The sequence below is a fragment of the Paenarthrobacter sp. NPDC091711 genome (genome assembly GCF_044756605.1).
GTDB lineage: Bacteria > Actinomycetota > Actinomycetes > Actinomycetales > Micrococcaceae > Arthrobacter.
The window spans coordinates 330,418-356,664 of the sequence record NZ_JBIVTF010000004.1; the positions used below are offsets into that span (position 1 = coordinate 330,418).

Consider the following 26,247-nt stretch of genomic DNA (forward strand, 5'->3'; position numbering starts at 1 on the left):
ATAGAGCTATGAGTGCAACGTCCATCAATCTCGCTGTCATCCCTGGCGACGGCATTGGCCCAGAGGTCATCGCCGAAGCCGTCAAGGTCCTCGAAAAGGCCGTCGCCGCCGAAGGCGTCGCCCTTGAACTGACCAACTACAAGCTCGGTGCCCAGCACTGGCTTGAGACCGGCGAGACGCTCCCGGACGAGGTTCTGGCAGACCTGCGTACCCGCGATGCCATCCTCTTTGGTGCAGTGGGCGCTGCGCCGGGCGACACCCGCATCCCGTCCGGCATCATTGAACGCGAGATGTTGCTGAAGCTCCGATTCAGCCTTGACCACTATGTGAACCTGCGCCCGTCCCGCCTCTATGGCACAGTCGGCAGCCCCTTGGCCAACCCCGGCACCATCGATTTCGTTGTGGTCCGGGAAGGTACCGAGGGCCCGTACGTGGGCAACGGTGGCACGCTGCGTGGCGGTACGCCGCACGAGGTCGCCACCGAAGTTTCGCTCAACACAGCCCACGGTGTGGAGCGCGTTGTCCGTGACGCCTTCCGCCGTGCCAGCGAGCGTCCCCGCAAGCACGTCACCCTTGTCCACAAGCACAACGTGCTCGTGTTTGCCGGGCACCTCTGGAAGCGGACTGTCGAGGCCGTGGCCCAGGAATTCCCCGAGGTCACCCACGACTACCTGCACATCGACGCGGCCACCATCTTCATGGTGACCGAGCCCTCCCGCTTTGATGTCATCGTCACCGACAACCTCTTCGGCGACATCCTCACCGACCTCGCTGCAGCCGTTACCGGCGGCATTGGCCTGGCGGCATCAGGCAACATCAACATGGACCGCACAGCACCGTCCATGTTTGAGCCCGTCCACGGCTCCGCTCCGGACATCGCCGGACAGCAGAAAGCCGATCCCACCGCGGCCATCCTCTCCGCAGTGCTTCTCCTGGACCACCTTGGCTACACCACGGCGGCCCGAAAGATCGAAGCGGCAGTAGTCGCCGACGTCGAGAGCCGCACCGGCGAGCCACGCAGCACAGCTGCCATTGGCGACGCTATTGCGGCCGCACTTTAGGCCCAATACGCAGGCGTAAGCTTGTCTTGAATTATTTACCTGCTTCCCTGGTCCATCGCTGAACCACACCCTTTTTGGGCCCGGTTCGCCCTGCCAGGTAGCTGACTGTGGAGGAAACATGACTCAGACTGCCCATGGCGTCGAATTCAGCCAGCAGCTTTCGGAAACACCGAAATCTGCTGAGGAGCGTGCAGCCGTCCTGGCGAACCCGGGATTTGGCGACTACTTCACCGACCACACCGCCGTCGTCGACTACAAAGTTGACGCCGATGGCAATGGCGGTTGGCAGAACGCCCGGATCGAGCCCTACGGACCCATTTCCCTGGACCCCTCGGCTGCGGTCCTGCACTACGGCCAGGAGATCTTCGAAGGACTCAAGGCCTACCGCCACGCCGACGGATCCGTATGGACCTTCCGGCCCGAAGCCAACGCCGCACGCCTGAACAAGTCGGCACGCCGCCTGGCCCTTCCTGAGCTGCCCGAGGAGTACTTCCTGGGCGCCATCCGGGAACTGGTACAGGCAGATAGGGAATGGGTTCCGTCCGGCGACGGCGAAGCCCTGTACCTGCGTCCGTTCATGATTGCCACCGAGGCATTCCTCGGAGTTCGGGCTGCCCGCGAAGTTTCCTTCCGGGTTATCGCTTCACCCGCCGGCAACTACTTCGGGGGCGAGCTCAAACCCGTCTCCATCTGGATCTCCCGCGAATACGCCCGTGCGGGCCGCGGCGGAACGGGTGCGGCCAAGTGCGGCGGCAACTACGCTGCTTCGCTGATCGCACAGCAGGAAGCCGAAGCAAACGGCTGCAAGCAGGTGCTTTTCCTGGACCACTTCAACGACGACGCCGTGGAAGAACTGGGCGGCATGAACGTCTTCTTCGTCATGAAGGACGGTTCCCTGGTCACTCCCGCGCTCAGCGGCACCATCCTGGAAGGCGTGACGCGCATGTCCGTCATCCAGGTGGCCAAGGACATGGGCCGTCAGGTCACCGAGCGCAAAATCACCCTGGACGAGTGGCGCGACGGCGTCGCTTCCGGCGAGATCACCGAGGTCTTCGCTTGTGGCACCGCAGCAGTCATCACGCCGATCGGTGTGCTCAAGGATGCCACCGAGTTCATCGGCGCCGAGGATGCCAAGGCGGGCGAAACCACCATGGCCATCCGTGAGCAGCTCCTGGGCATCCAGACCGGCACCGTCGAGGACACCCACGGCTGGCTGACCCGCTTGGTCTAAACCCCGTAACTCACCACACGACGGCGGCCCTCCACTTGGTTTCAAGCGGAGGGGCCGCCGTTCTGCTTCCCCGGACGCTCGATCACATCCCTCGGGTTTGCGCCGAACCCTCTCGCAGTTCCCTCGGGTTTGCGTCGGACCCTCTCGCAGTTCCTTCGGGGCGTTCTAACGCTGTCGAGCCTGGGAAGGGTGCGGGATGTGAGAGAGGGCGCGGGATGTGAGAGAGGGTTGGTGGGAAGGCGCGGGATGTGAGAGAGCGTGGGTTCAGTGCCAAGATGGGACTGTGACTTCAGAATCAATGGGGACTTCGGGTAATTCATCCGCTGGCCACTCCTCTTCCTTGCAGCGCAGCAGCGAGCTCACCCGCTTCCGGTTGGCTCCGAACCCGGGCCCGATGAGCCTGGACGGCACCAACTCTTACGTCATTGGCGCCCCGGGTTCGCCCTACGTCGCGGTGGTGGACCCCGGCCCTGACGACGAAAACCACTTGGCTGCGCTGGCATCGGCTGGTGTTGTGGACGTGGTCCTCATTACTCACCGGCATGCGGACCATACCGAGGCTTCAGCGCGTTTCCACCAGATCACCGGGGCGCCGGTCCGCGCTGCGTTGCCGGAGCATTGCCACGGTGGTGAGCCGCTCCAGGATGGGGAAGTGCTGATTGCCGGTGGCGTGGAGATCCGCGTGGTGGGAACCCCGGGCCACACGTCCGACTCCCTCTGCTTCCATCTCCCTCATGACGGCCCCACCGGATCCGTCCTGACCGGCGATACCATCCTGGGCCGTGGAACCACTGTGCTGGATTACCCGGATGGTCGGCTGGGGGATTACCTGGCAAGCTTGGACCGGCTCGAAGCGCTGGGGCCGGCAACCCTCCTCCCCGCCCACGGTCCGGTGCTGCCCGCCTTGGATCAGAAGTGCCGCGAGTACCGGGACCACCGTGAGCAGCGGCTTGACCAGATCAGGGCGGCGCTGAAAAACCTGGGACAGGATGCATCAATACCAGCTGTCACCGATGCCGTTTATCCCGACGTCGACCCTTCCGTCAGGTGGGCGGCCGAGACTTCCGTCGCCGCCCAGTTGGATTACCTCCGAAGCTAGGCCCGGACTGTAGGCTTGAGCCCATGCGTATCGCCCGGTTTGTAGTTGATTCTGATCCCCTTTACGGCGTTGTTGAAGGCGAGCCCGGCAGTGAGGAAATCACTGTCATCAACGGCGACCCCTTCTTCAATGGCGTTGAACGTACCCACGTGAAGCACAAGCTCGAGGACGTGCGGCTCCTCGCTCCGATCATTCCCCGTAGCAAGGTCATTGGCGTCGGCCGGAACTTCGCCGAGCACGCTGCAGAACTTGGCAACGAGGTTCCCCAGCAGCCGCTGCTGTTCCTGAAGCCCAACACCTCCGTGATCGGCCCGAACGATCCCATCATCCTTCCCTCGTTCTCAGAGGAGGTCTCCTTCGAGGCTGAGCTGTGCGTAGTGATCGGCCGGATCTGCAAGGACGTTCCCGAGGACCGCGTGGACGACGTCATCTTCGGCTACACCTGCGGCAACGACCTCACCGCCCGCGACGTTCAGAAGACGGACCTTCAGTGGGCGCGGGCCAAGGGTTTCGACACGTCCGCGCCTCTGGGCCCGTGGATCGAAACCGATCTCGACCACGAGGACCTGGCCATCCAAGGCCGCCTCAACGGCGAACTCCGCCAGGATGGCAGCACCAACCAGATGATCCGTGGCGTACGCGAGCTTGTCTCGATCGTTTCGCACGCATTCACGCTGCTTCCAGGCGATGTCATCATGACCGGCACCCCTGCCGGTGTGGGCCTGGTCAATGAGGGCGACCGTTTTGAAGTGGAGATCGAAGGCATCGGCCGTCTCTCCAACCCGGTGGTTCGCCGCTAGGCTCCCAGCCAGTCGTTGAAGACCGACGGCGGCTCTTGCCTTTCGCGCGGAAGGCAAGAGCCGCCGTCGGGCGTTTCCAGCCGGGAAACCGAAGCGTCGCCAAGCGGTAAAGTTGGAACCACTATGACTACTGCTTCTGCGTCGAACGCTGCCTCCAGCGCCATCCCTGCCGTCAACGCCGAGACTCCGGTCCGCGTCCGTTTTTGCCCGTCGCCCACGGGAACACCGCACGTTGGCCTGATCCGCACTGCCCTGTTCAACTGGGCGTATGCACGCCACACCGGCGGCAAGCTGATCTTCCGCATCGAGGACACAGACTCGGCCCGCGACAGCGAAGAGAGCTACCACCAGTTGCTGGATGCCCTGAAATGGCTCGGCATCAACTGGGATGAGGGCGTGGAAATTGGCGGACCGCACGAGCCGTACCGGCAGTCGCAGCGCGGCGATATCTACCAGGATGTCATCGCCAAGCTCAAAGCCGGAGGACACGTCTACGAGTCCTACTCAACGCCTGACGAGATCGAAGCACGCCACAAGGCGGCGGGCCGCGACCCCAAGCTGGGCTATGACGGATTCGACCGGCACCTGACGGATGCACAGCTGGCACAATTCAAAGCCGAGGGTCGCGAGGCCGTCCTTCGCCTCCGCATGCCGGACGAGGACCTGACCTTCAATGACCTGGTCCGCGGCGAGATCACCTTCAAGGCCGGTTCGGTTCCCGACTTTGCTGTTGTGCGCGCCAACGGTGCTCCGCTTTACACGCTGGTGAACCCTGTGGACGACGCTCTTATGGGCATCACCCACGTCCTTCGCGGCGAGGATTTGCTGAGCTCCACTCCGCGTCAGATTGCGCTGTACCGCGCCCTCTACGCGATCGGCGTGGCCGAGTACATGCCGGAGTTCGGCCACCTGCCCTATGTCATGGGCCAGGGGAACAAGAAGCTTTCCAAGCGCGACCCCGAGTCCAGCCTGTTCCTGCACCGTGAACGTGGATTCATCCCCGAGGGTCTGCTCAACTACCTCTCGCTCCTTGGCTGGTCACTGAGCGCGGACGAGGACATCTTCACCGTGGAGCAGCTCGTAGCCAACTTCGATATCCACGACGTCCTGGGCAACCCGGCCCGTTTCGACATCAAGAAGGCTGAAGCCATCAATGGAACCCACGTGCGGATGCTTGCGCCGGAGGACTTCAAGGAACGCTTGGTTCCTTACCTCCGGGCTGCTGGTTTCGTTGGTGAAATCCTGACGCCGCGGCAAGAAGAGATCCTCGCAGAGGCTGCTCCTCTGGTACAGGAACGCATCACTCTCTTGGGAGAAGCTCCGGAGATGCTGGCCTTCTTGTTCAAGGCCGATGACGCCATTGACGTTGCCGACGATGCCCGCAAGGGACTTCCGCAGAACCTGGAGGAAGTACTCGATGCTGCCCTGGCAGCGCTGGAACCGATCGGTGAGTGGACGGCTGAGAATATCCAGGCCGCGCTCAAGCAGGCTTTGGTTGAGGATCTTGGCATCAAGCCACGGGCAGCTTTCGGTCCGGTGCGTACGGCCATCTCAGGACGCCGCATTTCTCCGCCCTTGTTTGAGTCGATGGTGATCCTTGGCAAGGATTCCTCGCTCGCCCGTGTCCGCGCCTTCCGAGGCTAGCAGCAGAAGCAGTCATGGCCATCTCACGTTCCTTCGGCACCGTCCGTGGTGTCCTCTTCGACATTGACGACACCTTGGTGGACCTTGAGTACGCCATGACAACGGCACTCCGCGATGTCAGCGAGCATCTCCTGCCCGGCCTGGACCAGGCCGGGTGGGTGAAGTTCGGCCGCATCTTCACACACGAGACCACGCACTTCTACGACCGCTATCTGGCCGGGGAGCTGACTTTCAATGAGCAGCGGCTCCTGCGGGGCAGGGCTGCTTTGGGACACTTTGGCGTGGAGCTTCAGGAGGGCGAAGAATCCCAAGCCTGGGTGGCCGAGTACCATCAACGCCAGACGGCGTATGTGCGGGCTTTTGACGACGTTGAAGGCGTACTCGACGCCCTCGATGCCGCAGGAATTCCCTACGGCGCCGTGAGCAACAACGTGCATGATTACCAGCGGGCCAAGCTGGACGGTGCAGGCCTGTCGAGGATCAAGATCCTCGTGGGTACGGACACCGTAGGTGTGCCAAAACCGGACCCGGCGATTTACCTCGAAGGCGTGCGCCTGTTGGGCACAGGGCCGGCGGAGACCTTGTATGTTGGCGACAACAGGCTGCTTGATGCTGACGGTGCAACGGCAGCAGGGCTGATTGGCGTATGGCTGAACAGGACCGGGGAAGTGGTGGAAGAGTTCACCGGACGCCAAGTGGACTCGCTGTCGCGGCTGCTGGTGACGGCTCCTACCGCTGCGTAAGAATCATGTGATGCAGGTAACGGCTTTCCGATTTGTGCAGGTGGCGAGACTCCGGTAGAGTCATTACTCGTGCTGAGGGGCACGGAGGGAAAAGCTGAGGGAAACCAAAGCGTTGAACTCCGGTCCGAAAGTCACTTTGGGATATGGTGTAATTGGCAACACTACGGTTTCTGGTACCGTCATTCTAGGTTCGAGTCCTGGTATCCCAGCTCTGAAAATCCGCGTCAACACGCTGGAAAATCAGATGTTTCAGATCGCTGAGTCGATTTGGAGCGAAGCTGAAAGTATGAAATACTCATTCAGCTTGATCGCCGGAAACGGTGATAAAAAGTGCAAGGCCCCATCGTATAGCGGCCTAGTACGCCGCCCTCTCACGGCGGTAACGCGGGTTCGAATCCCGCTGGGGTCACCAACAAATCCCCCGGAACCACGGTTCCGGGGGATTTCTTTTTTCTCCGGTTTTGTCCTCAATGCTTGCGGCGCCCCTGTCACGGGGATTGGACTGGCATGATGATGCTGTGACCGCTAATGATGATGAGAGAACACCCCGGGCCAGCCAAGCAGCCCTTGGTGCGGCAGCCGCCGTCGAGACCTTGGAAGCGGCCCGCGCGGAACTTGCGGCCACAACCCTTCCGCTCGCCGTACCGGAAGTCCGGGAAGCCCGTCAGTGGATTCGAGAGTCACTGGCACAGCTGGACGACTACGTGATTCCCCGCTACCGGAGCCTGGACGCTCCGCTGCTGGCGGTTGTCGGCGGATCCACTGGTGCAGGGAAGTCCACCCTGGTCAATGCGTTGATCGGCTACCCGGTCACGCGTGCCGGCGCCATCAGGCCCACCACGCGCCAGCCCATCCTCCTCCACCATCCCCTGGACGCGGAGTGGTTTGACGGCCATCGGATTCTTCCGGGCCTGGACAGGATCCGGGGCACGGTCTCAGACAGCCCTTTGCCGGCGCATCAGGCAGGAGCCACCCCCGATGCGCAGGCCATTACGTCCTTGGTCCTGGTGGGACACGAGGCTGTTCCCCAGGGAATAGCGCTCCTGGATGCACCCGACATCGACTCGATCTCTGATGACAACCGCAGGCTAGCCGGCCAGCTGCTTGCCGCCGCTGACCTTTGGGTGTTTGTCACCACCGCAAACCGCTACGCCGACGCCGTACCCTGGCGGCTGCTCCTGGACGCGGCGTCCAGGGATATCACCGTAGCCGTGGTCCTGGACCGTGTGCCGGCTGCCGCGGAAGAGGAAGTCAGGACTGACCTCCAGGCAATGCTGGACCGGCAGGGTTTGGCCGAGGCGAAACTCTTCGTTGTTCCTGAAAGTGCCCTCAACGAACTGGGGATGCTTCCGGAGGAGTCCGTGATTCCCTTGCGCCAGTGGCTGGGTGCCTTGGCCGCTGATGCAGCCGGACGGGCGGAGGTGGCCCGACGAACACTCAATGGTGCTGTCAAGGCCGTCAGTGTCAGGTTGGACGGAGTCGCGGGTGCCGCTGCCGCCCAGGATGCCGCTGCCCACGATCTTCGGGTGACGTGCGTTGCTGAGTATGAGCAGGCGCTCTCGCGCATCCTGGAGGCCACCAAGGACGGTGCTTTGCTCCGCGGCGAAGTGCTGGCGCGGTGGCAGGATTTTGTGGGAACAGGTGAATTTTTCCGGGCGCTTGAACAGAATATCGGGCGGATGCGGGACCGGGTAGGGGCCTTCTTCCGCGGCGAGCCGGCTCCCGCTGTGAAGGTTGAAACCGCCATTGAGACCGGGCTGCAGGCGGTGATCCTGGACGAGGCCGCGAATGCAGCCGAAAACGTGGACAGGCACTGGCGCTCGGATGCTGCCGGCCGGGATCTCCTGGGCACGGAGGATCTTTCGGGTACCAGCGAGGGCTTCGACGCGAAGGCCGCAGCAGCTATCCGTTCCTGGCAGGAGGGTCTGATGGAGATGATCCGTACCCAAGGCCAGGGCAAACGGACCCAGGCCCGCTGGTTGTCCTTTGGCGTTAACGGGCTCGGGGCTGCGCTCATGGTGGTGGTGTTCTCCATGACTGCCGGCCTGAGTGGCTTGGAGATCGGCATTGCAGGCGGAACGGCCGTCGTTGGCCAGAAGCTGCTTGAAGCGGTGTTCGGTGAGGACGCCGTACGTCGTTTGGCCCAGCAGGCCAGGGATGACCTTCATACTCAATGCCAACGGCTCCTGGACGATGAGAGAGAGCGGTTCCTTGGCCGCCTTGAGGCAGCCCATCCGAGCTCCGGGGACGACCTCGCCCGGTATGCCCAAGCATTGCGCCATCTGGCAGGGGCCGCATGAGCCGCCACGGACAGGTTCGCGAGTCGTCGCTGCTGCAGCGCAGGCTTGAATCCCTCAATACTGCACGGGAACTGGCTGAGGGTGTCCTCCCGGATCCTGATCTGCAATCCGTGTACGAGGTCTTGGAACGGGCCACCTCGCGGCGGTCACTGTCGGCTGATCACACGGTGGTGGGATTCTTCGGGGCGACAGGCAGCGGAAAATCCTCCTTGTTCAATGCTGTTTCGGACAGCAGTCTCGCAACCGCCACTGCCCGGCGTCCCACGACGTCGGCACCTTTGGCGGGCATTTGGGGCGAGGAAGGCAGCGGGCCGCTGCTTGACTGGTTGGACGTCAAAGAACGGCATACGCTGCCACCGGTTCCAGGGCTCGCGGAGGAGAACACCGGCTTGGTGCTGCTGGATCTGCCGGACTTCGATTCCACCAGACTGGAGAATCGGGAGATCGTTCAGCGAATGGTGGGCATGGTTGATGTCCTGGTGTGGGTTCTGGACCCGCAGAAATACGCCGACGCTGCGGTGCATCATGATTTTCTTCGCCCCATGGCCTCTCATGGGGCGGTGACCCTGGTTGTCCTGAACCAGATCGACAAACTCAACGCATCCGACGCAGCCGCTGTGATGCAGTCTTTGGAAGGGATCCTTGCACAGGACGGCTTGGGGAAGGTCCGGGTCCTTGGCGCCTCAGCGCTAACGGGCGACGGCGTCCAAAGCCTCCGCGCGGTGATCAGGAAGGTGGTGGTTCAGCGGGAGGCCACAACAGAACGCCTGGCAGCGGACGTTGCGAAGGCCGCCGCGGAACTTGCCAAAGCCTCCGGCGAGGGCGAAGCCAGGGGCGTCAAGGGTGGAACGAAAGCCCGCCTCGCGTCTGAATTGTCGACGGCGGCAAATGTTCCGGTGGTTGTGGACGCCGTTCACCGATCTTTTAAGCGGGAGTCAGCCAAGAGGACAGGATGGCCCGTCACCCGGTGGCTTTTGCGTTTCCGGCCCGACCCGCTGCGGCGGCTGAACCTGGGCAGGGACGACACCAGGCCGGAACTGAACAGAACATCCCTGCCACCTGCCGGGGCACCCGAGAGGGCAAGGACGGACGCAGCGGTGCGGGATTTTGCGGACGAGGCTTCAGCGGGCGCCCCGGGTCCTTGGCGTGCGGCCATCCGCAGTGCGGCAAGGGACGGGCGGGAGGAGCTGCCCGACGCCTTGGATCAAGCGATTGCAGGCACTGACCTGTTGGCGGGCAAACGTCCCCTGTGGTGGCTTCTTTTCAATACCCTCCAATGGATCGCGCTTGTGCTCGCAGCAGGGGGCCTGGGCTGGCTGGGTGTGTTGGCCGCGCTCGGCTACTTCCAAATGCCAGTGCCTGAGGTGCCCCGAACAGAAGGGTGGCCATGGCCAACCCTGATGGTTGCCGGGGGAGTGGTGCTGGGAATCGCCCTTGCCATCACCGGGAGGATTCTTGGTGGATGGGCGGCGCGTGCCAGGGCTTCGAGGGCAGCGAAGCGGTTGAAGGCAGCCGTGGCAGGGGTTGCCGAGCAGCGGATTGTGGAGCCCGTCGAAGTGGAGATCACCCGCTTGAAAGCGTTCAACGCAGCCCTCAAGGCCGCACGCCCGGGCTAGACGGTCCCCAACATCAAAAGTCAGAGCCTAAAGGGACGCGGCTGCATCCCTGACTTTGATGAGGGTGCGCAGGTTCCTGGTAGTAGTGCTGGCTTTGTAGCGTGCCCTGGCCGAGAGTTTGCTGAAGGGACTGTCCAGTGTTCCGCCGGCAGGGGCCAGCCAAGCGGAGGCCTCCGGGCCGAGCCGCACCTGTTCCACGCCGCCAAGCGCTTCGCCGGCCTGGAAGAGTTCATCAAGCATCGCAGTATCGGAGGCAAGGGTGATATAGCTGTGCGTGGATTTGTCGTCCGCCGGATACGGGCACGCGGCCACTAATTCGTCGACCCTTGCAGCGGTGAGGACAACCACCCAGGCGTCGTAACCGAAGGTTTCCCGCAGGCATTTCTCGAACTGTGTTTTGACGTCCTTGGCGCTGAGTTCACTTTGCAGCACCACGTTCCCGCTGGCCAACAGGGTTTTGACCTTGCTGAACGGGTAGACCTTCAGTGCAGAGGTGAGATCGGCCATCTTGATGTTGATGCCGCCCACGTTGATGCCGCGAAGGAAAACGGCGTAGCTGTTCACGCTAGTCATTGTTCTTGCGCAGGGCTTCGGTCAGGAGCCGGGCGGCGTTGCAGACCACTTCAGCGTGGAGGCGCCCCGGCTGGCGGGTGAGGCGTTCAATCGGACCTGAAATGGACACTGCCGCAATGACCCTTCCGGACGGTCCGCGAACCGGCGCTGAAACCGAGGCGACCCCGGGTTCGCGTTCGCCAAGGCTCTGACCCCAGCCCCGGCGTCGTACCCCTGCCAGGACGGTGGGCGTAAAGCGCGCGTTTTGCAGCCCCTCCAGGAGTCGGTCGTGGTCTTCCCACGCCAGCAATACCTGCGCGGCTGAGCCAGCCTTCATGGAGAGCTGGGTGCCCACGGGAATGGTGTCGCGCAGGCCGATGGGCCGTTCGGCTGAGGCTACGCAGACGCGCCAGTCGCCTTGGCGGCGGAAGATCTGCGCGCTTTCACCCGTAGCGTCACGGAGTTGAATGAGAACGGGGCCAGCGGAGGCGATGAGCCGGTCTTCGCCGGCAGCTGATGCGAGTTCCACCAGTCGGCTGCCCAGGACGAAGCGTCCTTGGATGTCGCGGCTCACCAAACGGTGGTGAACAAGGGCCAGCGCGAGCCGGTGAACGGTGGGCCGGGCAAGGCCCGTGGCTGCCACAAGTTGCGCAAGAGTGGTGGGCCCGGCCTCAAGGGCATCGAGTACTTGGGCCGCTTTATCAATGACACCGACTCCACTAGAATTGTCCATGTAATGATATTGCCGTCTCAATATCTGAGATGCAAGTTGTTTCACTGGCCTATTTTGACGCCGGGCTGCTTCAGTGGAACAAGAACAACGCAACAAACCAATCGCAGTGAAGGGAGCAAGGCCGTGGGAAAGACACTGGCCGAGAAAGTCTGGGACGCGCACGTAGTGCGCAAGGGTGAAGGCGAAGGAGCCAATGCCCAGCCCGATCTTCTCTTCATCGACCTTCACCTCGTCCATGAAGTAACGTCCCCGCAGGCTTTCGAGGGCCTGCGCCTGGCCGGCCGGCCATTGCGACGCGTGGACCTCACCATTGCCACCGAGGACCACAACACTCCCACGCTGGACATCGACAAACCAATTGCGGACCTGACAAGCCGCACGCAGATTGAGACGCTGCGCGCCAACTGCAAGGAATTCGGCGTCCGCCTTCACTCCCTCGGCGACAAGGAACAGGGAATCGTGCACGTGGTGGGTCCGCAGCTGGGCCTGACACAGCCCGGTATGACCGTGGTCTGTGGCGACTCGCACACGTCAACCCACGGCGCCTTCGGTGCGCTGGCCATGGGCATCGGCACGTCCGAGGTAGAGCATGTCATGGCCACCCAAACCCTGTCGCTGAAGCCGTTCAAGACCATGGCCATCAACGTTGAAGGCACCCTGCGTCCCGGCGTCACCGCCAAGGACATCATCCTCGCGGTCATTGCCAAGATCGGGACCGGCGGCGGTCAGGGCTACGTGCTGGAATACCGCGGCTCGGCCATCCGTGCGCTGTCCATGGATGCGCGCATGACCATCTGCAACATGTCCATTGAAGCCGGCGCCCGCGCCGGGATGGTGGCACCGGACCAGACCACGTACGACTACATGCAGGGCCGCCCCCACGCGCCGGAAGGGGCAGACTGGGATGCCGCGGTCGAGTACTGGAACACGCTGAACACCGACGCCGACGCGACCTTCGACGTCGAAGTTGACCTGGACGCTGACACTCTGGAGCCGTTCGTGACCTGGGGGACCAACCCGGGCCAGGGCGTTTCACTGTCCGCCAAGGTGCCCTCGCCGGAAGACTTCGGTGATGAGAATGCCAAGGCAGCTGCCGAGCGTGCCCTGCAGTACATGGGCTTGGAAGCCGGCACCCCCATGAAGGACATCCGTGTGGACACGGTCTTCCTGGGATCCTGCACCAACTCCCGTATTGAGGACCTGCGCGCAGCTGCAGACATTATTCGTGGCCGTGAAAAGGACCCCAACATCCGCATGCTGGTGGTCCCGGGATCTGCCCGTGTCCGGTTGGAGGCAGAAGCGGAGGGCCTGGACAAGGTCTTCAAGGACTTTGGCGCTGAATGGCGTTTCGCTGGTTGTTCCATGTGCTTGGGCATGAACCCGGACCAGCTGGAGCCGGGAGAGCGTTGCGCCTCAACATCCAACCGCAACTTTGAGGGACGCCAGGGCAAGGGCGGCCGCACGCACCTTGTCTCGCCGGTGGTGGCCGCGGCCACGGCTGTCCGAGGCACGCTGAGCTCGCCGTCGGACCTTGAGTCCGCTGCCGCAGGCACACTGACCGGAATCGCAGTCTAGGAGGATCCCATGGAAGCTTTCACAACCCACACCGGCATCGGCGTTCCCCTGCGCCAGAGCAACGTGGACACGGACCAGATCATTCCCGCTGTGTACCTCAAGCGCATCACCCGCACCGGGTTCGAAGATGCCTTGTTCGCTGCTTGGCGGAAGGACGAGTCCTTCATCCTGAACCAGGCCCCGTTCAACGCCGGCTCCGTGCTGGTTGCCGGACCCGATTTCGGCACGGGGTCATCCCGGGAACACGCTGTCTGGGCGTTGAAGGACTATGGTTTCAAAGCCGTTCTGTCTTCACGCTTCGCTGACATCTTCCGGGGAAACTCCGGAAAACAGGGATTGCTGGCCGCCCAGGTTGCCCAGGACGACATCGAACTGATCTGGAAGGTCCTGGAGAACCACCCAGGTACGGAGATCAAGGTGGACTTGGTCTCCAAAACGGTGGAGTGCGGCAACGTGGTGGCACCGTTTGAAATTGACGATTACACCCGCTGGCGCCTCCTGGAAGGCCTCGACGACATCGGCCTGACCCTTCAGCATGAGGCGGACATCACGGCGTACGAGGCAACACGCCCGTCCTTCAAACCGAAGACGCTGCCAGCGAAAGTTGACGCGCTCTAGCCTCTGATAAGAGGCCGCAACCTTGCGGATAACGGACCGGCGGGCCCCCCTGGGATGGGCCAGCCGGTCCTTTTTCGTCCCCGGATCTCTGAGGGCTGATCAGCGGGGCCTCGGGCGGTTCCATTTCGGATCGGTAAAGCGAGCTTCTATGCTTAGCTGGAGCCTTTGTAAGTTTGGGGGGCGAGTAGTCGTGAGGAAACCGGTATAGATGAGTAGTGTTCTGACAATCCGCGGTGGCGTCCCGTTAACTGGACGAGTGACCGTTCGCGGTGCCAAGAACCTGGTGCCCAAGGCCATGGTGGCGGCGTTGCTGGGCAGCGAACCATCGGTGCTGAGGAATGTGCCGGAAATCAAGGACGTAGAGGTTGTCACCAGCCTGCTGCAGTTGCACGGTGTGACCGTGGTGAAGGATCCCGAATCGGGAGACCTCACTTTGGATCCCAAGGATGCAAAGACGGCCTCCAGCACGGCGATTGATGCCCACGCAGGTGATTCGCGGATTCCCATCCTGCTGTGCGGACCGCTGATCCACGCGATCGGCGAGGCGTTCATTCCAGACCTGGGTGGCTGCAAGATCGGCGACAGGCCCATCGACTACCACCTGAACGTCCTGCGGCAGTTCGGCGCCGTGGTGGAAAAGCGCCCGGGCGGCATCCACATTTCTGCCCCGAACGGACTGCACGGAGCTAAAATCTCGCTGCCGTACCCCTCGGTGGGCGCCACCGAGCAGGTGCTGCTGAGTGCAACTCGTGCCGAAGGCATTACCGAACTCATTGGTGCGGCCACTGAACCAGAGATCATCGACCTCATTGCCGTCCTGCAGAAAATGGGCGCCATCATCAGCGTCCAGACGGACCGGACCATCCGGATTGAAGGCGTCAAGGACTTGCGCGGCTACAACCACCGCGCGCTCCCGGACCGCAATGAATCCGCGTCCTGGGCCTCTGCTGCCTTGGTGACGCGAGGCGACATCTTCGTAGAGGGCGCTTCGCAGCGCGACATGATGACGTTCCTGAACACCTACCGCAAAGTGGGCGGTGGCATGGACATCGGCGACGACGGCATCCGCTTCTACCACCAGGGCGGCAAGCTCTCCCCGCTGGTCCTGGAGACGGACGTCCACCCCGGTTTCATGACGGACTGGCAGCAGCCATTGGTGGTTGCGCTCACGCAGGCCGAGGGCGTCTCCATAGTGCACGAGACCGTGTACGAAAACCGCTTCGGATTCACCGAGGCCCTTGCACGCATGGGTGCGAACATCCAGGTGCACCGCGAATGCCTGGGTAGCGTTCCCTGCCGGTTCGGACAGCGGAACTTCCTGCACTCAGCAGTGATTTCCGGTCCCACGCCGCTTAGGGGCACGGACATTGACATCCCCGATCTCCGGGGCGGCTTCAGCCACCTCATCGCAGCGCTGGCTGCCACGGGTACTTCACGCGTGACGGGCATCGACATCATCAATCGCGGTTACGAGCGCTTCACCGAGAAGCTGGCCGGCCTGGGCGCCGATTTCGATATCACCACCACCAAGTAGCGGGGGCTCCTTTGAAGGAATCGGCTAAGAGCCGTGCAACATTCATGCTGCTGGCCGGTCTCGCGCGTCCGCTGATGAACCTCCTGATGGCCAAAAAGTGGGAAGGGATGGAGAACCTTCCACCCGGCGGCTTCATCGCAGTACCCAACCATTGCACCGAGATCGACCCCATCGTGATCGGGCACATGGTCTACAACCAGAAACGGCCCCCGCACTTCCTCGCGAAGACGGGCCTCTTCAAGGTCCCGGTGCTGGGGTCCTTGCTTAAGGCAACACGGCAGATTCCGGTTGAACGCTCGACGGCGGGAGCGAACCGCTCCCTGCAGGTGGCCAAGGAAGTGGTGGATGCCGGAGGGGCCATCATCATTTACCCCGAGGGAACCCTCACCCGCGACCCCGATCTGTGGCCGATGAAGGGCCACACGGGCGCGGCCAGGCTTGCCTTGCAGACTGGAGCCCCAGTTGTACCCATGGCGCACTGGGGTGCGCAGGAGGTTTTCCCGCGGTACGCCAAGCGGTTCCATATCTTCCCGCGCAAAACTGTCCGCGTGCTTGTTGGCAAGCCGGTTGATCTCAGTGCATTCAGCGACCGGCCGATGGACCGGGCAACACTGACCGCTGCCACTGACGTCATCATGGACGCCATCACGGAACTGCTTGAAACCCTTCGAGGTGAAGTTGCTCCTGCTGAGCGTTGGGATCCGGCTGTCCACAAACAGTCCCGGCACGGCCGTTTCATTGAGGGTGGATCTCCTGATGCCCAAGAAGGGGATGGCGGCAAATGACAACAGAGCACGTCACCGTCAACACGCCGGACATCGTGGCAGTTTTGGGTGCGGGATCCTGGGGCACCACCTTTGCCAAGGTCCTGGCGGACGCGGCTGCGGCCACCGGATCTGAGCGCAGCATCCGGATCTGGGGACGCCGGGCCGAAGTGGTGGAGCAGATCAACTCTTCGCACCGCAACGAGCAATACCTTAAGGACATCGAACTCCCGGTGTCAGTCACGGCTTCCACGGATGTGGAGGAGGTGCTCAAGGATGCCACGCTGGTGGTACTCGCTGTGCCCGCCCAGTCCCTGCGTCCGCAACTGGGGGAGTGGAAGCCGTTTCTAGCCCCCGACGCCGTGGTTGTCTCCTTGATGAAGGGCTTGGAACTGGGCACGGACGCCCGGATGAGCGAAGTGATCGCCCAGGAGCTGGGTCTTCCCGCGTCTCGCGTAGCAGTGGTCTCGGGCCCCAACCTGGCGATGGAGATTGCCAGGGAGCAACCAACCGCGTCCGTTGTTGCTTGCAGTGACGCCGACACCGCTGCTGCCATTGCGCTGTGCTGCACGGCACCGTACTTCCGGCCCTACACCAGCACAGATGTTGTGGGGGTGGAAATCGGCGGGATCGTCAAGAACGTGATTGCCCTCGCCGTGGGCATTTGCGAAGGCCGCCAGATGGGCGATAACACCAAGGCCTCGGTGATCACACGCGGGCTTGCGGAGACCTCCCGGCTTGCGCTGGCCCTTGGCGGAGAAGCTCACACCATGGCCGGCCTGGCCGGTCTAGGGGATCTTGTGGCCACGTGCTCTTCAGCCCTCTCACGCAACCACACAGCCGGCAGGTTGCTTGGCGAAGGCCTTAGCCTTGAGCAAGTTGCCGAACACATGACACAGACAGCAGAGGGCATCAAATCAGGCCCGGCTGTTCATGAGCTCGCCGGCAAATTAAATGTTGAAATGCCCATCACGGCCGCCGTTGTGGCGGTGCTTGAAGGCAGAATGTCCGTTGATGACCTGGGGCCGCGACTGCTGGCCCGGGCACTGAAGTCCGAAGGCGACTACTGATGGTGACTGACCACTCCACCCCTGTAACGGGCCGTCCCCGTGTAGCGATTCTCTTTGGCGGGCGCTCCAGCGAACACGCCGTCAGCTGCGTCACCGCCGCTGGTGTCATGGGCGCGATCGACAAGAACAAGTACGAGGTCATCCCAATCGGCATCGCCAAATCGGGTCAGTGGGTTCTCGCATCGGGCGACACCAGCGATTGGTCCTTGAGCTCGGCAGCGCTTCCCGAGGTGGCGCCGTCGGGCAAGACCGTCACCTTGGCCGAGGTTGGCGGCGAGCATCAGCTCATCGTGACCGAGCCCAATGCCGTACCCCTGGAATTGGGTGCTGTGGACGTTGTCTTTCCCCTGCTGCACGGACCATGGGGCGAGGACGGTACCGTCCAAGGTCTCCTCGAGCTCTCGGACACCCGCTATGTAGGGGCCGGAGTGCTGGCCTCGGCCGTGGGAATGGACAAGCACTTCATGAAAGTGGTGTTCGAATCCGCAGGACTAAGCGTGGGGCCCTACGTGGCTGTCACGGACCGCGAGTGGACCACTGACGCCGAGTCCGTTCGTAAGCGGGTGGACAAGCTGGGATTCCCCGTGTTCGTCAAGCCTGCCCGCGCAGGCTCGTCCATGGGTATTTCCAAGGTGGACTCGATCGATGGGCTGGACGCCGCGATCGAGGAGGCCCGCCGTCACGACTTGAAGCTGGTCATCGAAGCCGGCATTGTGGGCCGCGAGATCGAGTGTGCGGTCCTTCAAGGACGTGGCACCGATGCTCCCCGTACCTCCATGCCGGGTGAAATTGCCGTGGCAGAAGGAGAGCATCAGTTCTACGACTTCGCCGCCAAGTATGTTGAGGACGGGGCCGCAGCCCTGAGCTGCCCGGCCGATATGCCGGATGAGGCAATCGCGCGGGTGCGCGAACTCGCCGCTGTCGCTTTCGACGCCGTCGGAGCAGAAGGCCTCAGCCGTGTGGACTTCTTCTACACCCCGGCAGGTGAGCTGGTCATCAACGAGATCAATACGATGCCTGGCTTCACGCCCAAGAGCATGTACCCGCAGATGTGGGCAGCATCCGGCTTGGCCTACGGGGACCTGATCGATGAATTGATCCATCTGGCGCTGACCCGCAAGACGGGACTGCGCTAACCACGCCGCTAACCTCGCCGGAGGTCCCTACTGCGCGGACGGCAGGTTCTGAAGGTCTTCCTGGCCGACGCACTTTCCGGATGCCTTGATCTTGCCAACCGCGGCTGCCAGCTCGGTCAGCACGGTAGCCGAGCTAATGTTCGCTGCCTCCAGTTTGACCGGATCAATCAGGATTTCCGTGGCTGGTTCCCGACCGAAGGTGGTCAAGGTGTACACGGGATCGCCTTCCTTGATGACCCAGTCGATGTCATTGACGCTGACGCAACGGTCTGTGGTGGGGCCGGGAACGTTTACGCCGCAGCGGAGGATGACCTGGGAAGGATCTCCCCAGGCTGCTGTCGCCTGGCTGTTGGTCTTGCGAAGGGCAGCATCACCGATCTGATCGGGCAGGGCCACCATCATTGGTGCGCAGGCAGGATTGGCGGCGTCTGCGGCGGCCGTGACGTCCACGGCGGGGGCGCAGGCCGACAAAGCGGTGGCGGACGCGGAGGCCAGTGCGATGGCCAGAGCAGTCCGGCGGAGGGTCTTTCGGTGCATCCATCCAGCCTATCCCGCACGCGCTGGCTGAAAGATTCGCGTTGCCCGGGTCACATTCCCGGTGGAACGCCGTGGGAGGCTGCCACAGTATTCTGTCGGTGGGTAGCGATAGCGTAAGGCTGTGCTTGAGAAGAGCCGGCCACTAAAAAACCGAGCGTCGTGCCAAGAGAAGAATTGAGTGCAGTGCCAGTAGAACAGTTGACCGTCCAGGATCTGTCGGAGTCCGCCCTCCTTGCCAGGATCTTCCCGCGACTGCACCATAGCCCCGGCGTTCTGCTGGGACCCGGAGACGACGCTGCCCTGATTGCAGCACCGGATGGCCGGACCCTCATCTCCATCGACACTCAGACGCAGGATCAGGACTTCAGGCTTGAGTGGCCCAACGGCTACAGGACCACCGGATTCGACGTCGGTTGGAAGGCCGCGGCGCAAAACCTGAGCGACATCAACGCCATGGGCGGCAGCGCCACGAGTCTCGTGGTGAGCCTCACCATGCCACCGACCACGCCCGTCGAATGGGTGGAAGACTTTGCCGATGGCCTCACTGCGGCGATCGTTGGCCTGGGTGCCCCGGACTGCTCCGTGGCCGGTGGAGACCTCGGCCGGGGCCGCGAGCTGGCGGTGACTGTCGCCGTCGTCGGTACTCTTTCCGGTGTGGCGCCGGTCCTGAGGTCCGGTGCCAACCCTGGGGACATCGTGGCGGTTTCGGGAACCTTGGGGAGGGCAGCTGCCGGCTGGGCGCTGCTGGAAAGCGAGATTCCCTTGGGCAGCCTGCCGGGCGAACTGCGGAGCTTGGTGGAAAATCAGTGCCGGCCGCAGCCTCCACTGGCCGCCGGCCCCCTGGCTGCGCGTGCGGGTGCCACGGCCATGATGGATATTTCCGATGGTCTGATGCGTGATGGAAGCCGCTTGGCCGGCGCCAGCAGTGTGGTTTTGGATTTCGATCCCGCTGCCTTGGAGAACTACGCAGTCCCGTTGGAACCTGCGGCTGAATTGCTTGGTGAAGATGCCATGCGATGGGTGCTGGGCGGGGGAGAAGACCACGGTTTGCTTGCCACGTTCCCGGCAAGTATTCAGTTACCGCAGGGCTTCACTGCGATAGGCTCGGTGCAAGCCGTTGTCGAGCCGCCAGGCAGTGGCGTCCGGATTTCCGGGCAAACTGCTGACACTGTTGGATGGGATCACTTTGCAGACTAAGATCGCCGCGAATGCGCACGCCATGAAACGTTGGCTCGGCAAGGCGGAGGTGGTCCTCGGCAACCACAGCGACCGTCTCAATGCGATCAACATTTTTCCTGTCGCCGACGGCGATACCGGAACCAACCTTTATCTCACCGTCCGGGCCGCAGTGGCTTCCTTGGGCGGCACTGCGACTGACGCTACGGAAACCGGCAATGACGTCGGGGCGTTGCTGTCCCGCGCCGGGCAGGCGGCCATGGAACAAGCACGGGGCAACTCGGGCACACTTTTTGCCGTCTTCCTGTGCGCCGCCGCAGAGCCCCTGGTTGGCAAATCCCGCCTCAGCGCACCGCTGCTTGCCACAGCGTTGAACAGGGCACAGATCCGGGCCTGGTCGGCGTTGAGCGAACCTGTGGCCGGCACTATGCTTTCGGTCCTGGAAGCCGCCGCTCATGCTGCCCAAGAGGTGGACGCGAACCAGAGTGGCGACGACAGCAACCATGCGTTGGGACTCTCGCTCGACGCCGTAGTGGATGCCGCCTACCAAGCGGTTGTCCGGACCGAGGACGAGCTCGCACAGCTGCATGAAGCACGTGTTGTGGATGCAGGGGGCGTGGGCATGCTGCTGGTGCTCGATTGCCTCCGCTCCGCCGTCTTGGGTGAGGAACTCCAGGATGAACTGCTCGACGGCCTCCACGGCTACAAGCTGCAGGATCCCCACATTCATGAGCACATGCCCGCCGACGACGGTGTGGAAGTCATGTGCACCATCAATCTTTCGCCCTTGAATGCGGCCATTCTCCGGCAACGCCTGGACGAGATGGGCGAATCCGTCATCATGAGCCAGGTTGGCGGTGCGCAGGGCAACGATGATGAGGACGACGAATCCGGCGTGGAAGTGAGCTACAGGTGGCGCGTTCACGTGCATGTTCCTGATCCTGAGCCGGCTGTCGCACTCATTCGTTCTTTGGGAGAGCCTACGGACATCGCAGTAAGCCAGTTGGCGATTCCCCGTGACAACGGGCAAGAGCCGGCCACCCAGGAATCCTCCCGCAGCGAGTCCGGCAGCATCAACGAAGCCTTCAACGTTCCAGGCCAGTCACGGCATGAATTCTGAGCTGGAACTGCCCCTCGAACGCAGGATCGGCAAGCGCTCCGCGGCTGTCATCGAAAAGCACTTGGGCCTCAAAACCACCGGATCCTTGCTGAACTACTTCCCTCGCAGGTATTTGAGCCGGGGGGAACTGACGCCCATCAGTAACCTTCCGCTGGATGAGGAAGTCACACTGATTGCCCGGGTACTGTCCAACAGCACGCGCCAGATGCGGGCCCGGCGCGGTTCCATCACGGATGTGGTGGTCACTGACGAAGCCGGAGGCAGCGGCGTCCCGGGGACGTTGAAGGTCAGCTTCTTCAACGGGTTCCGGGCGAAGGGAGAACTACTGGCAGGTCGACGCGCCATGTTCTCGGGCAAGGTGTCCCGTTACGGCGGGTCCCTTGGCCTGACCAACCCGGACTTCCTTCTCTTGGACGAGGACCCTGAAGCCGAGGGGTCCGTGGATCCCGAAAAGCTCGCCGCCATGCCCATTCCTGTCTATCCTGCAACGGCTAAGCTGACAAGTTGGTCCATCCACAAGGTGATCACTGCCTTGCTGCAGACCATGGACCTTGATTCCCTGCAGGATCCACTGCCGGCAAGCATCGTCCGAAGGGACGGGCTGCTGAGCGTGGCTGAGTCGTACCGTTTGATCCATTCGCCCGAGATTGCCAAGGATTGGCAACGCGCCCAGGAGCGCTTCCGGTATCAGGAAGCCCTGGTGCTGCAAACGGCCCTGGCGCGGCGTCGCGCCCAACTTGCAGCAGAGGAAGCCACTGCGCGTCGGCGGCGGGTGGATGGCTTGCTCAGCGCATTCGATCAAAACCTGCCCTTTACTCTCACTGCCGGCCAATCCGCCGTCGGAAAGACGCTGGCTGAAGAGCTCGGGCACGACACTCCCATGAACAGGCTGCTGCAGGGAGAGGTTGGCTCGGGCAAGACCATTGTGGCTCTGCGGGCCATGTTGCAGGTGGTGGACGCAGGCGGCCAGGCCGCACTCCTGGCACCCACGGAGGTCCTTGCGGCCCAGCACTTCCACTCCATCCGGAAGACTCTGGGAGCGCTGGCCCGTGACCACATCTTTGGCGGCGCGGGCATGCTGGGCGGCGACCCGGCTCAGGAAGCCGTGCAGGTGACACTCCTGACTGGTTCCATGCCCACGGCTGCACGCAAGCAGGCAATGCTGGACGCTGCCTCGGGAAATGCCGGCATCGTCATTGGCACCCATGCCCTGCTGAGCGACAAAACCAGTTTCCAGGATCTCGGATTGATTGTGGTGGATGAGCAGCACCGTTTTGGCGTGGAGCAGCGCGATGCACTCCGGGCCAAGGCACAGCGGCCCCCGCATTTGCTGGTCATGACGGCCACGCCTATTCCCCGCACGGTGGCGATGACGGTGTTCGGTGATCTTGAGACTTCCATCCTTGACGAGCTTCCTGCGGGGCGCGCTCCGATTTCGACGCACGTGGTGGGGCTCGCGGAAAATCCGGGATGGGTGGACCGCATATGGAAGCGTTCACGTGAAGAAGTGGACTCGGGTCATCAGGTCTACGTGGTGTGCCCCAAGATCGGATCGGACGACGACGGCGACTTCAGCCCGGGCGAAGCGGAACCCAGCGATGCGGACCTTGCGGACGAAGGCCCGGCGCGGGAATTGGCATCGGTGACCGCCGTCGTCGACGCCCTCCTGCAGGAACCCGCACTGGCTGGAGTCCCCGTGGCACCGCTTCATGGGCGGCAGGATCCGCAGCTGAAGTCCGAGACCATGGCGTCGTTCGCCGCCAACAGCACCAAAGTGCTGGTGTCCACCACCGTCATTGAGGTGGGCGTGGACGTTCACAACGCCACGCTCATGGTGATCCTGGATGCCGACCGGTTTGGCATCTCGCAGCTCCACCAGTTGCGCGGCCGGGTAGGGCGTGGGGGATTGCCGGGCACTTGCCTGCTGGTGACTACCTTGGAACCGGGGCATCCGAGTCGTCGGCGGCTTGAAGCTGTTGCTTCAACGACCGACGGTTTTGAGCTGTCCCAGGAGGACTTGAAGCTCCGCAGGGAAGGAGACATCCTGGGTGCTTCGCAATCCGGCGGACGCTCCACGTTGAAGTTGCTCCGTGTACTTGACCACGAGGACATCATTGCCCGTGCACGTACTGACGCCCAAGGCCTGGTGTCGGAAGATGCGGCCCTGGACCATCAGCCGGCTTTGGCCGCTGCGATCGATGAATATTTGAACCCTGAGAAGGAGGCGTTCCTTGAGCGCGGTTAGAGATCCCCGGTTGCTCGCGCGTGGAGATTCCCTGTGAGCCGGATCATCGCCGGAGTCGGTGGTGGTAATCCGCTGACCAGCGTCCCCGGAACGGCCACGCGTCCAACCACGGACAGGGTCAAGGAGGCGTTGTTTTCCCGGTTGGAATCCTTGGCCGTCATTGACGACGCCCGGGTCTTGGACCTCTACGCAGGTTCCGGATCCTTGGGCATCGAAAGTGCCAGCCGGGGTGCCCGGAGCGTGGATCTGGTGGAGTTCGATGCCAAGGCAAGCGACGTTTGCCAGCGCAATGCGGGCTTGGTAAACCAGCTGCTGGGCGGCAAGAGGGTCTCCGTTCACCGTTCCAAGGTGGAGTCGTTCCTGGAGCGTGCGGGCGACGCCGACATGTGGGACCTGGTCTTTCTTGATCCGCCGTACCCCCTGGATGAGCCGGCGTTGAGTGCTGTGCTTGAAAAGTTGGCGCCGCACGTGGACGCCGGAGCCGTCGTGGTGGTGGAACGGAGCTCACGGAGCCCGGAACCGGCGTGGCCCAAGTCCTTGGAGTGTTTTGCCGACAAGAAGTATGGCGAGACCAAACTGTGGTTCGCTGAACCGGCGTGACCCCCGGGGTCGCTAGGCCGTGATCCGGTCCAGTTCAACGCCTGTGAGGACGGTGGCGGGGTGGGGGCCGCGGGCCAGTAACTGTGCTGTCCACTCCGGAGACCACGGCCTGCGGGTACCCACCAGGATGATGTTGCCCGGGTAGCGGCCGGCGAACATTCCTGTTTCGGCGAAGGCGGCGACGTCCGGCATGGCCTGGCGCAGTGCAGCCACTTGGCTGCGCACCAGCGTGAGTGCAGGTTCATCGCCCACGTTGATGATCAGCATGCCCTCGGGCCGCAGCCGCGCCGCTGCTTCTTCATAGAACCCGCGGCAGGCGATATGGGCAGGGGCCTCCGGCCCGGAGAAGATGTCCAGAATCACGACGTCGAACATCACCTGGGCGGGAAGCTCAGCCAACGAGTCGCGGGCATCGCCGATGTGCGTGGTCAACGTTGTTCCGGCAGGCATGGGCAGCTTCTGAAGAACGAAGTCCAGGAGTTCGCGCTCAAGTTCAACCGCATGCTGTTCCGAGCCCGGGCGGGTTGCCTGGATGTAGCGCGCCAGGGTGAGCGCGCCCGCGCCAAGATGGAGGGCGTTGATGGGTTTTCCAGGCTCGGCCGCCAAGTCCACCACATGGCCGATCCTGCGCAGGTATTCGTAGAAGATGTCCGAGGGCTCGGCCAGGTTCACGTGTGATTGTTCGGCGCCGCCGATGCTGAGGATGAAGCCGCCCTCAACCAAAGTATCGGCCTCGATCGTGGCGTGCTGTCCTGTGGTTCGGAGGAAACGTGTTGCCAGATGCCGGCCGGAGCCCGCGGCGTTCAGAGCCTGTCCTTCAGGGTGGCGAGGCGTTTGGCGGCTTCTTCAAGGACATCGGTCTTCTTGCAGAAGGCGAATCTCAGCAGGCTGCGTGTGCGCTCGGCTCCTTCCGGATGGCAAAACACCGGGACGGGGATGGCTGCTACGCCAACGAGCCCCGGTAAGCGCCTGGCAAGGTCAACCGAGTCGAGGATGCCCAGGGGTGCTGTGTCGACGTTGATGAAGTAGGTGCCGCTCGGGTTGTACACGCCGAATCCGGCAGCGCGAAGGCCCTCGGCGAGGATGTCGCGTTTGTGGCCGAGGGTAGCGGCAATGCCTGTATAGAACTCATCGGGAAGGCCCAGGCCCACGGCAATGGCGCTCTGGAAGGGGGTGCCGGAGCTGTAGGTCAGGAACTGCTTGACGGTGCGCACAGCAGCTACCAGGTGTTCCGGTCCGGTGAGCCAGCCGATCTTCCAGCCGGTGAAGGAGAAGGTTTTACCGGCAGAGGAAATGGTGATGGTGCGTTCGCCGGCGCCAGGCAGTGACGTGATCGGGATGTGCGCTACTGAGAAGGTGAGGTGCTCGTACACTTCGTCGCTGACAATGATGGCACCGTACTTTGCCGCCAATTCCACAATCCTGGCCAGGACGGGCTCCGGGAAAACGGCGCCTGTGGGGTTGTGCGGATTATTCAGAAGGACAATTTTGGTGCGGCTGGTGAACGAGCTTTCCAAAGCTTCGAGGTCGGGGAGGAAGTCCGGGGCAAGCAGGGGAGCCGTAACGTGCTTGCCTCCGGCCATGCCGATGATGGCGCCGTACGAGTCGTAGAAGGGTTCGAAGGTCAGGACTTCGTCGCCGGGTTGGATGAAAGCCAGCAGGGTGGCTGCGATGGCCTCTGTTGCGCCTGTTGTCACGAGGACTTCGGTGTCGGGATCCGGGGTCAGCCCGTAGAAACGTTGCTGGTGTGAGGCAATGGCTTCGCGAAGCGCGGGATCGCCTTTGCCGGGCGCGTATTGGTTGGCACCTGAGGCGATTGCGGACCGGGCAGCGGCTTTGATCTCTGCAGGGCCGTCTTCATCCGGAAACCCCTGGCCGAGGTTGATGGCACCGGTGGACAACGCCAAAGTGGTCATTTCCTCGAAGATTGTGACTCCCAGATTTCCTTCGGGGGAGAGCAAATTGGCTCCTGTGGCGGCCCGCTGCCACGGTGCCGGCCGGGCGTCCTCGGTGGTGTCTGCGCTCAAATTCAGGGAAGGGCTGCTGCCTGCGGATGCCATGTCAGCCATGGTATCCCGGCAAAGTCATGGGGT

At 62.8% G+C, this 26,247-nt stretch carries 23 protein-coding genes and 2 tRNA genes; 20 read left to right on the plus strand and 5 right to left on the minus strand.

Going from position 1 to position 26,247, the window contains the following annotated elements; genetic code table 11:
* The first annotated feature begins 8 nt into the window (after nucleotides 1–8).
* The 10 genes from ACIQH5_RS09405 to ACIQH5_RS09450 all read left to right on the plus strand — a co-directional run bounded on the left by ACIQH5_RS09405 (nucleotide 9) and on the right by ACIQH5_RS09450 (nucleotide 10,494).
* Nucleotides 9–1,061: a 3-isopropylmalate dehydrogenase gene (locus tag ACIQH5_RS09405; protein WP_400402367.1), complete on the plus strand. Its 1,053-nt coding sequence runs from the start codon at nucleotides 9–11 to the stop codon at nucleotides 1,059–1,061.
* A 118-nt stretch (nucleotides 1,062–1,179) separates the two neighbouring features.
* Entirely contained in the window at nucleotides 1,180–2,292 is a 1,113-nt protein-coding gene (locus ACIQH5_RS09410) for a branched-chain amino acid aminotransferase (RefSeq protein WP_400402370.1), read from the plus strand.
* Between the two features lie 298 nt (nucleotides 2,293–2,590).
* Nucleotides 2,591–3,391 carry an MBL fold metallo-hydrolase gene (locus ACIQH5_RS09415; protein ID WP_400402503.1) on the plus strand — a complete coding sequence of 267 codons (801 nt, stop codon included), beginning with the start codon at nucleotides 2,591–2,593 and terminating at the stop codon, nucleotides 3,389–3,391.
* Between the two features lie 23 nt (nucleotides 3,392–3,414).
* Nucleotides 3,415–4,191: a fumarylacetoacetate hydrolase family protein gene (locus ACIQH5_RS09420; RefSeq protein ID WP_400402373.1), complete on the plus strand. Its 777-nt coding sequence runs from the start codon at nucleotides 3,415–3,417 to the stop codon at nucleotides 4,189–4,191.
* Between the two features lie 123 nt (nucleotides 4,192–4,314).
* Nucleotides 4,315–5,835 carry a glutamate--tRNA ligase gene (gltX, locus tag ACIQH5_RS09425; protein WP_400402376.1) on the plus strand — a complete coding sequence of 507 codons (1,521 nt, stop codon included), beginning with the start codon at nucleotides 4,315–4,317 and terminating at the stop codon, nucleotides 5,833–5,835.
* Nucleotides 5,836–5,849: 14 nt separating this feature from the next.
* Nucleotides 5,850–6,578 carry an HAD family hydrolase gene (locus ACIQH5_RS09430; protein WP_400402378.1) on the plus strand — a complete coding sequence of 243 codons (729 nt, stop codon included), beginning with the start codon at nucleotides 5,850–5,852 and terminating at the stop codon, nucleotides 6,576–6,578.
* Between the two features lie 137 nt (nucleotides 6,579–6,715).
* A tRNA-Gln gene (locus tag ACIQH5_RS09435) sits at nucleotides 6,716–6,787 on the plus strand.
* A 127-nt stretch (nucleotides 6,788–6,914) separates the two neighbouring features.
* Nucleotides 6,915–6,990 (plus strand) — tRNA-Glu (locus ACIQH5_RS09440).
* A gap of 106 nt (nucleotides 6,991–7,096) precedes the next feature.
* On the plus strand, nucleotides 7,097–8,878 hold the full coding sequence (locus ACIQH5_RS09445; RefSeq protein WP_400402381.1) for a dynamin family protein: 1,782 nt from the start codon (nucleotides 7,097–7,099) through the stop codon (nucleotides 8,876–8,878).
* Nucleotides 8,875–10,494 carry a GTPase gene (locus ACIQH5_RS09450; RefSeq protein ID WP_400402383.1) on the plus strand — a complete coding sequence of 540 codons (1,620 nt, stop codon included), beginning with the start codon at nucleotides 8,875–8,877 and terminating at the stop codon, nucleotides 10,492–10,494. Before ACIQH5_RS09445 ends, ACIQH5_RS09450 begins: the two co-directional genes overlap by 4 nt.
* 27 nt (nucleotides 10,495–10,521) lie before the next feature.
* On the opposite strand, the gene ACIQH5_RS09455 is transcribed toward ACIQH5_RS09450, so the two are convergent.
* The gene (locus ACIQH5_RS09455; RefSeq protein WP_400402386.1) at nucleotides 10,522–11,058 is read right to left on the minus strand and encodes a DUF1697 domain-containing protein; all 537 of its coding nucleotides are present in this window, start codon (nucleotides 11,056–11,058) and stop codon (nucleotides 10,522–10,524) included.
* A gap of 1 nt (nucleotide 11,059) precedes the next feature.
* Entirely contained in the window at nucleotides 11,060–11,779 is a 720-nt protein-coding gene (locus ACIQH5_RS09460; protein WP_024817183.1) for an IclR family transcriptional regulator, read from the minus strand.
* A 123-nt stretch (nucleotides 11,780–11,902) separates the two neighbouring features.
* Between ACIQH5_RS09460 and leuC the strand changes: the two genes are divergently transcribed.
* The 6 genes from leuC (at nucleotide 11,903) to ACIQH5_RS09490 (ending at nucleotide 18,476) form a co-directional block, all read left to right on the plus strand.
* The gene (gene leuC, locus ACIQH5_RS09465; protein WP_400402390.1) at nucleotides 11,903–13,354 is read left to right on the plus strand and encodes a 3-isopropylmalate dehydratase large subunit; all 1,452 of its coding nucleotides are present in this window, start codon (nucleotides 11,903–11,905) and stop codon (nucleotides 13,352–13,354) included.
* A gap of 9 nt (nucleotides 13,355–13,363) precedes the next feature.
* Entirely contained in the window at nucleotides 13,364–13,972 is a 609-nt protein-coding gene (gene leuD / locus ACIQH5_RS09470; RefSeq protein ID WP_400402393.1) for a 3-isopropylmalate dehydratase small subunit, read from the plus strand.
* Nucleotides 13,973–14,180: 208 nt separating this feature from the next.
* Complete coding sequence (gene murA, locus ACIQH5_RS09475; protein WP_024817180.1) at nucleotides 14,181–15,506, plus strand: UDP-N-acetylglucosamine 1-carboxyvinyltransferase; 1,326 nt, start codon at nucleotides 14,181–14,183, stop codon at nucleotides 15,504–15,506.
* Nucleotides 15,507–15,517: 11 nt separating this feature from the next.
* The gene (locus ACIQH5_RS09480) at nucleotides 15,518–16,291 is read left to right on the plus strand and encodes a lysophospholipid acyltransferase family protein (protein ID WP_400402395.1); all 774 of its coding nucleotides are present in this window, start codon (nucleotides 15,518–15,520) and stop codon (nucleotides 16,289–16,291) included.
* A complete protein-coding gene (locus ACIQH5_RS09485) occupies nucleotides 16,288–17,340 on the plus strand; it encodes an NAD(P)H-dependent glycerol-3-phosphate dehydrogenase (RefSeq protein WP_400402397.1) in 1,053 nt (350 codons plus the stop codon). Before ACIQH5_RS09480 ends, ACIQH5_RS09485 begins: the two co-directional genes overlap by 4 nt.
* Entirely contained in the window at nucleotides 17,340–18,476 is a 1,137-nt protein-coding gene (locus ACIQH5_RS09490) for a D-alanine--D-alanine ligase family protein (protein WP_400402400.1), read from the plus strand. The genes ACIQH5_RS09485 and ACIQH5_RS09490 overlap by 1 nt, the downstream gene beginning before the upstream one ends.
* Nucleotides 18,477–18,503: 27 nt before the next feature.
* Here the strand turns inward: ACIQH5_RS09490 and ACIQH5_RS09495 are convergent, their stop codons facing one another.
* Nucleotides 18,504–19,013, minus strand: coding sequence for a DUF3515 family protein (locus ACIQH5_RS09495; protein WP_400402403.1), 510 nt, complete (start codon nucleotides 19,011–19,013; stop codon nucleotides 18,504–18,506).
* A gap of 183 nt (nucleotides 19,014–19,196) precedes the next feature.
* Between ACIQH5_RS09495 and ACIQH5_RS09500 the strand changes: the two genes are divergently transcribed.
* The 4 genes from ACIQH5_RS09500 to rsmD are packed head-to-tail and all read left to right on the plus strand — an operon-like array spanning nucleotide 19,197 to nucleotide 24,154.
* The gene (locus tag ACIQH5_RS09500; RefSeq protein ID WP_400402405.1) at nucleotides 19,197–20,210 is read left to right on the plus strand and encodes a thiamine-phosphate kinase; all 1,014 of its coding nucleotides are present in this window, start codon (nucleotides 19,197–19,199) and stop codon (nucleotides 20,208–20,210) included.
* A 22-nt stretch (nucleotides 20,211–20,232) separates the two neighbouring features.
* Nucleotides 20,233–21,309: a DAK2 domain-containing protein gene (locus ACIQH5_RS09505; RefSeq protein WP_400402406.1), complete on the plus strand. Its 1,077-nt coding sequence runs from the start codon at nucleotides 20,233–20,235 to the stop codon at nucleotides 21,307–21,309.
* A complete protein-coding gene (locus ACIQH5_RS09510) occupies nucleotides 21,299–23,554 on the plus strand; it encodes an ATP-dependent DNA helicase RecG (protein WP_400402409.1) in 2,256 nt (751 codons plus the stop codon). Before ACIQH5_RS09505 ends, ACIQH5_RS09510 begins: the two co-directional genes overlap by 11 nt.
* Before the next feature lie 33 nt (nucleotides 23,555–23,587).
* A complete protein-coding gene (rsmD, locus tag ACIQH5_RS09515; RefSeq protein WP_400402412.1) occupies nucleotides 23,588–24,154 on the plus strand; it encodes a 16S rRNA (guanine(966)-N(2))-methyltransferase RsmD in 567 nt (188 codons plus the stop codon).
* A gap of 12 nt (nucleotides 24,155–24,166) precedes the next feature.
* Here rsmD and ACIQH5_RS09520 read toward each other — a convergent pair whose 3' ends face one another.
* On the minus strand, nucleotides 24,167–24,877 hold the full coding sequence (locus ACIQH5_RS09520) for a spermidine synthase (protein WP_400402416.1): 711 nt from the start codon (nucleotides 24,875–24,877) through the stop codon (nucleotides 24,167–24,169).
* A gap of 80 nt (nucleotides 24,878–24,957) precedes the next feature.
* Nucleotides 24,958–26,223, minus strand: a complete 1,266-nt coding sequence (locus ACIQH5_RS09525; protein ID WP_400402418.1) for an aminotransferase class I/II-fold pyridoxal phosphate-dependent enzyme — start codon at nucleotides 26,221–26,223, stop codon at nucleotides 24,958–24,960.
* Nucleotides 26,224–26,247 lie beyond the last annotated feature (24 nt).

Bases quoted from the DNA above. Each gene is read 5' to 3' on its own strand.
- ACIQH5_RS09405 (WP_400402367.1), top strand. From the start codon at position 9: ATGAGTGCAACGTCCATCAATCTCGCTGTCATCCCTGGCGACGGCATT.
- ACIQH5_RS09410 (WP_400402370.1), top strand. From the start codon at position 1,180: ATGACTCAGACTGCCCATGGCGTCGAATTCAGCCAGCAGCTTTCGGAA.
- ACIQH5_RS09415 (WP_400402503.1), top strand. From the start codon at position 2,591: ATGGGGACTTCGGGTAATTCATCCGCTGGCCACTCCTCTTCCTTGCAG.
- ACIQH5_RS09420 (WP_400402373.1), top strand. From the start codon at position 3,415: ATGCGTATCGCCCGGTTTGTAGTTGATTCTGATCCCCTTTACGGCGTT.
- gltX (WP_400402376.1), top strand. From the start codon at position 4,315: ATGACTACTGCTTCTGCGTCGAACGCTGCCTCCAGCGCCATCCCTGCC.
- ACIQH5_RS09430 (WP_400402378.1), top strand. From the start codon at position 5,850: ATGGCCATCTCACGTTCCTTCGGCACCGTCCGTGGTGTCCTCTTCGAC.
- ACIQH5_RS09450 (WP_400402383.1), top strand. From the start codon at position 8,875: ATGAGCCGCCACGGACAGGTTCGCGAGTCGTCGCTGCTGCAGCGCAGG.
- ACIQH5_RS09460 (WP_024817183.1), bottom strand. From the start codon at position 11,779: ATGGACAATTCTAGTGGAGTCGGTGTCATTGATAAAGCGGCCCAAGTA.
- leuD (WP_400402393.1), top strand. From the start codon at position 13,364: ATGGAAGCTTTCACAACCCACACCGGCATCGGCGTTCCCCTGCGCCAG.
- murA (WP_024817180.1), top strand. From the start codon at position 14,181: ATGAGTAGTGTTCTGACAATCCGCGGTGGCGTCCCGTTAACTGGACGA.
- ACIQH5_RS09485 (WP_400402397.1), top strand. From the start codon at position 16,288: ATGACAACAGAGCACGTCACCGTCAACACGCCGGACATCGTGGCAGTT.
- ACIQH5_RS09490 (WP_400402400.1), top strand. From the start codon at position 17,340: ATGGTGACTGACCACTCCACCCCTGTAACGGGCCGTCCCCGTGTAGCG.
- ACIQH5_RS09495 (WP_400402403.1), bottom strand. From the start codon at position 19,013: ATGCACCGAAAGACCCTCCGCCGGACTGCTCTGGCCATCGCACTGGCC.
- ACIQH5_RS09505 (WP_400402406.1), top strand. From the start codon at position 20,233: ATGAAACGTTGGCTCGGCAAGGCGGAGGTGGTCCTCGGCAACCACAGC.
- ACIQH5_RS09510 (WP_400402409.1), top strand. From the start codon at position 21,299: ATGAATTCTGAGCTGGAACTGCCCCTCGAACGCAGGATCGGCAAGCGC.
- ACIQH5_RS09525 (WP_400402418.1), bottom strand. From the start codon at position 26,223: ATGGCTGACATGGCATCCGCAGGCAGCAGCCCTTCCCTGAATTTGAGC.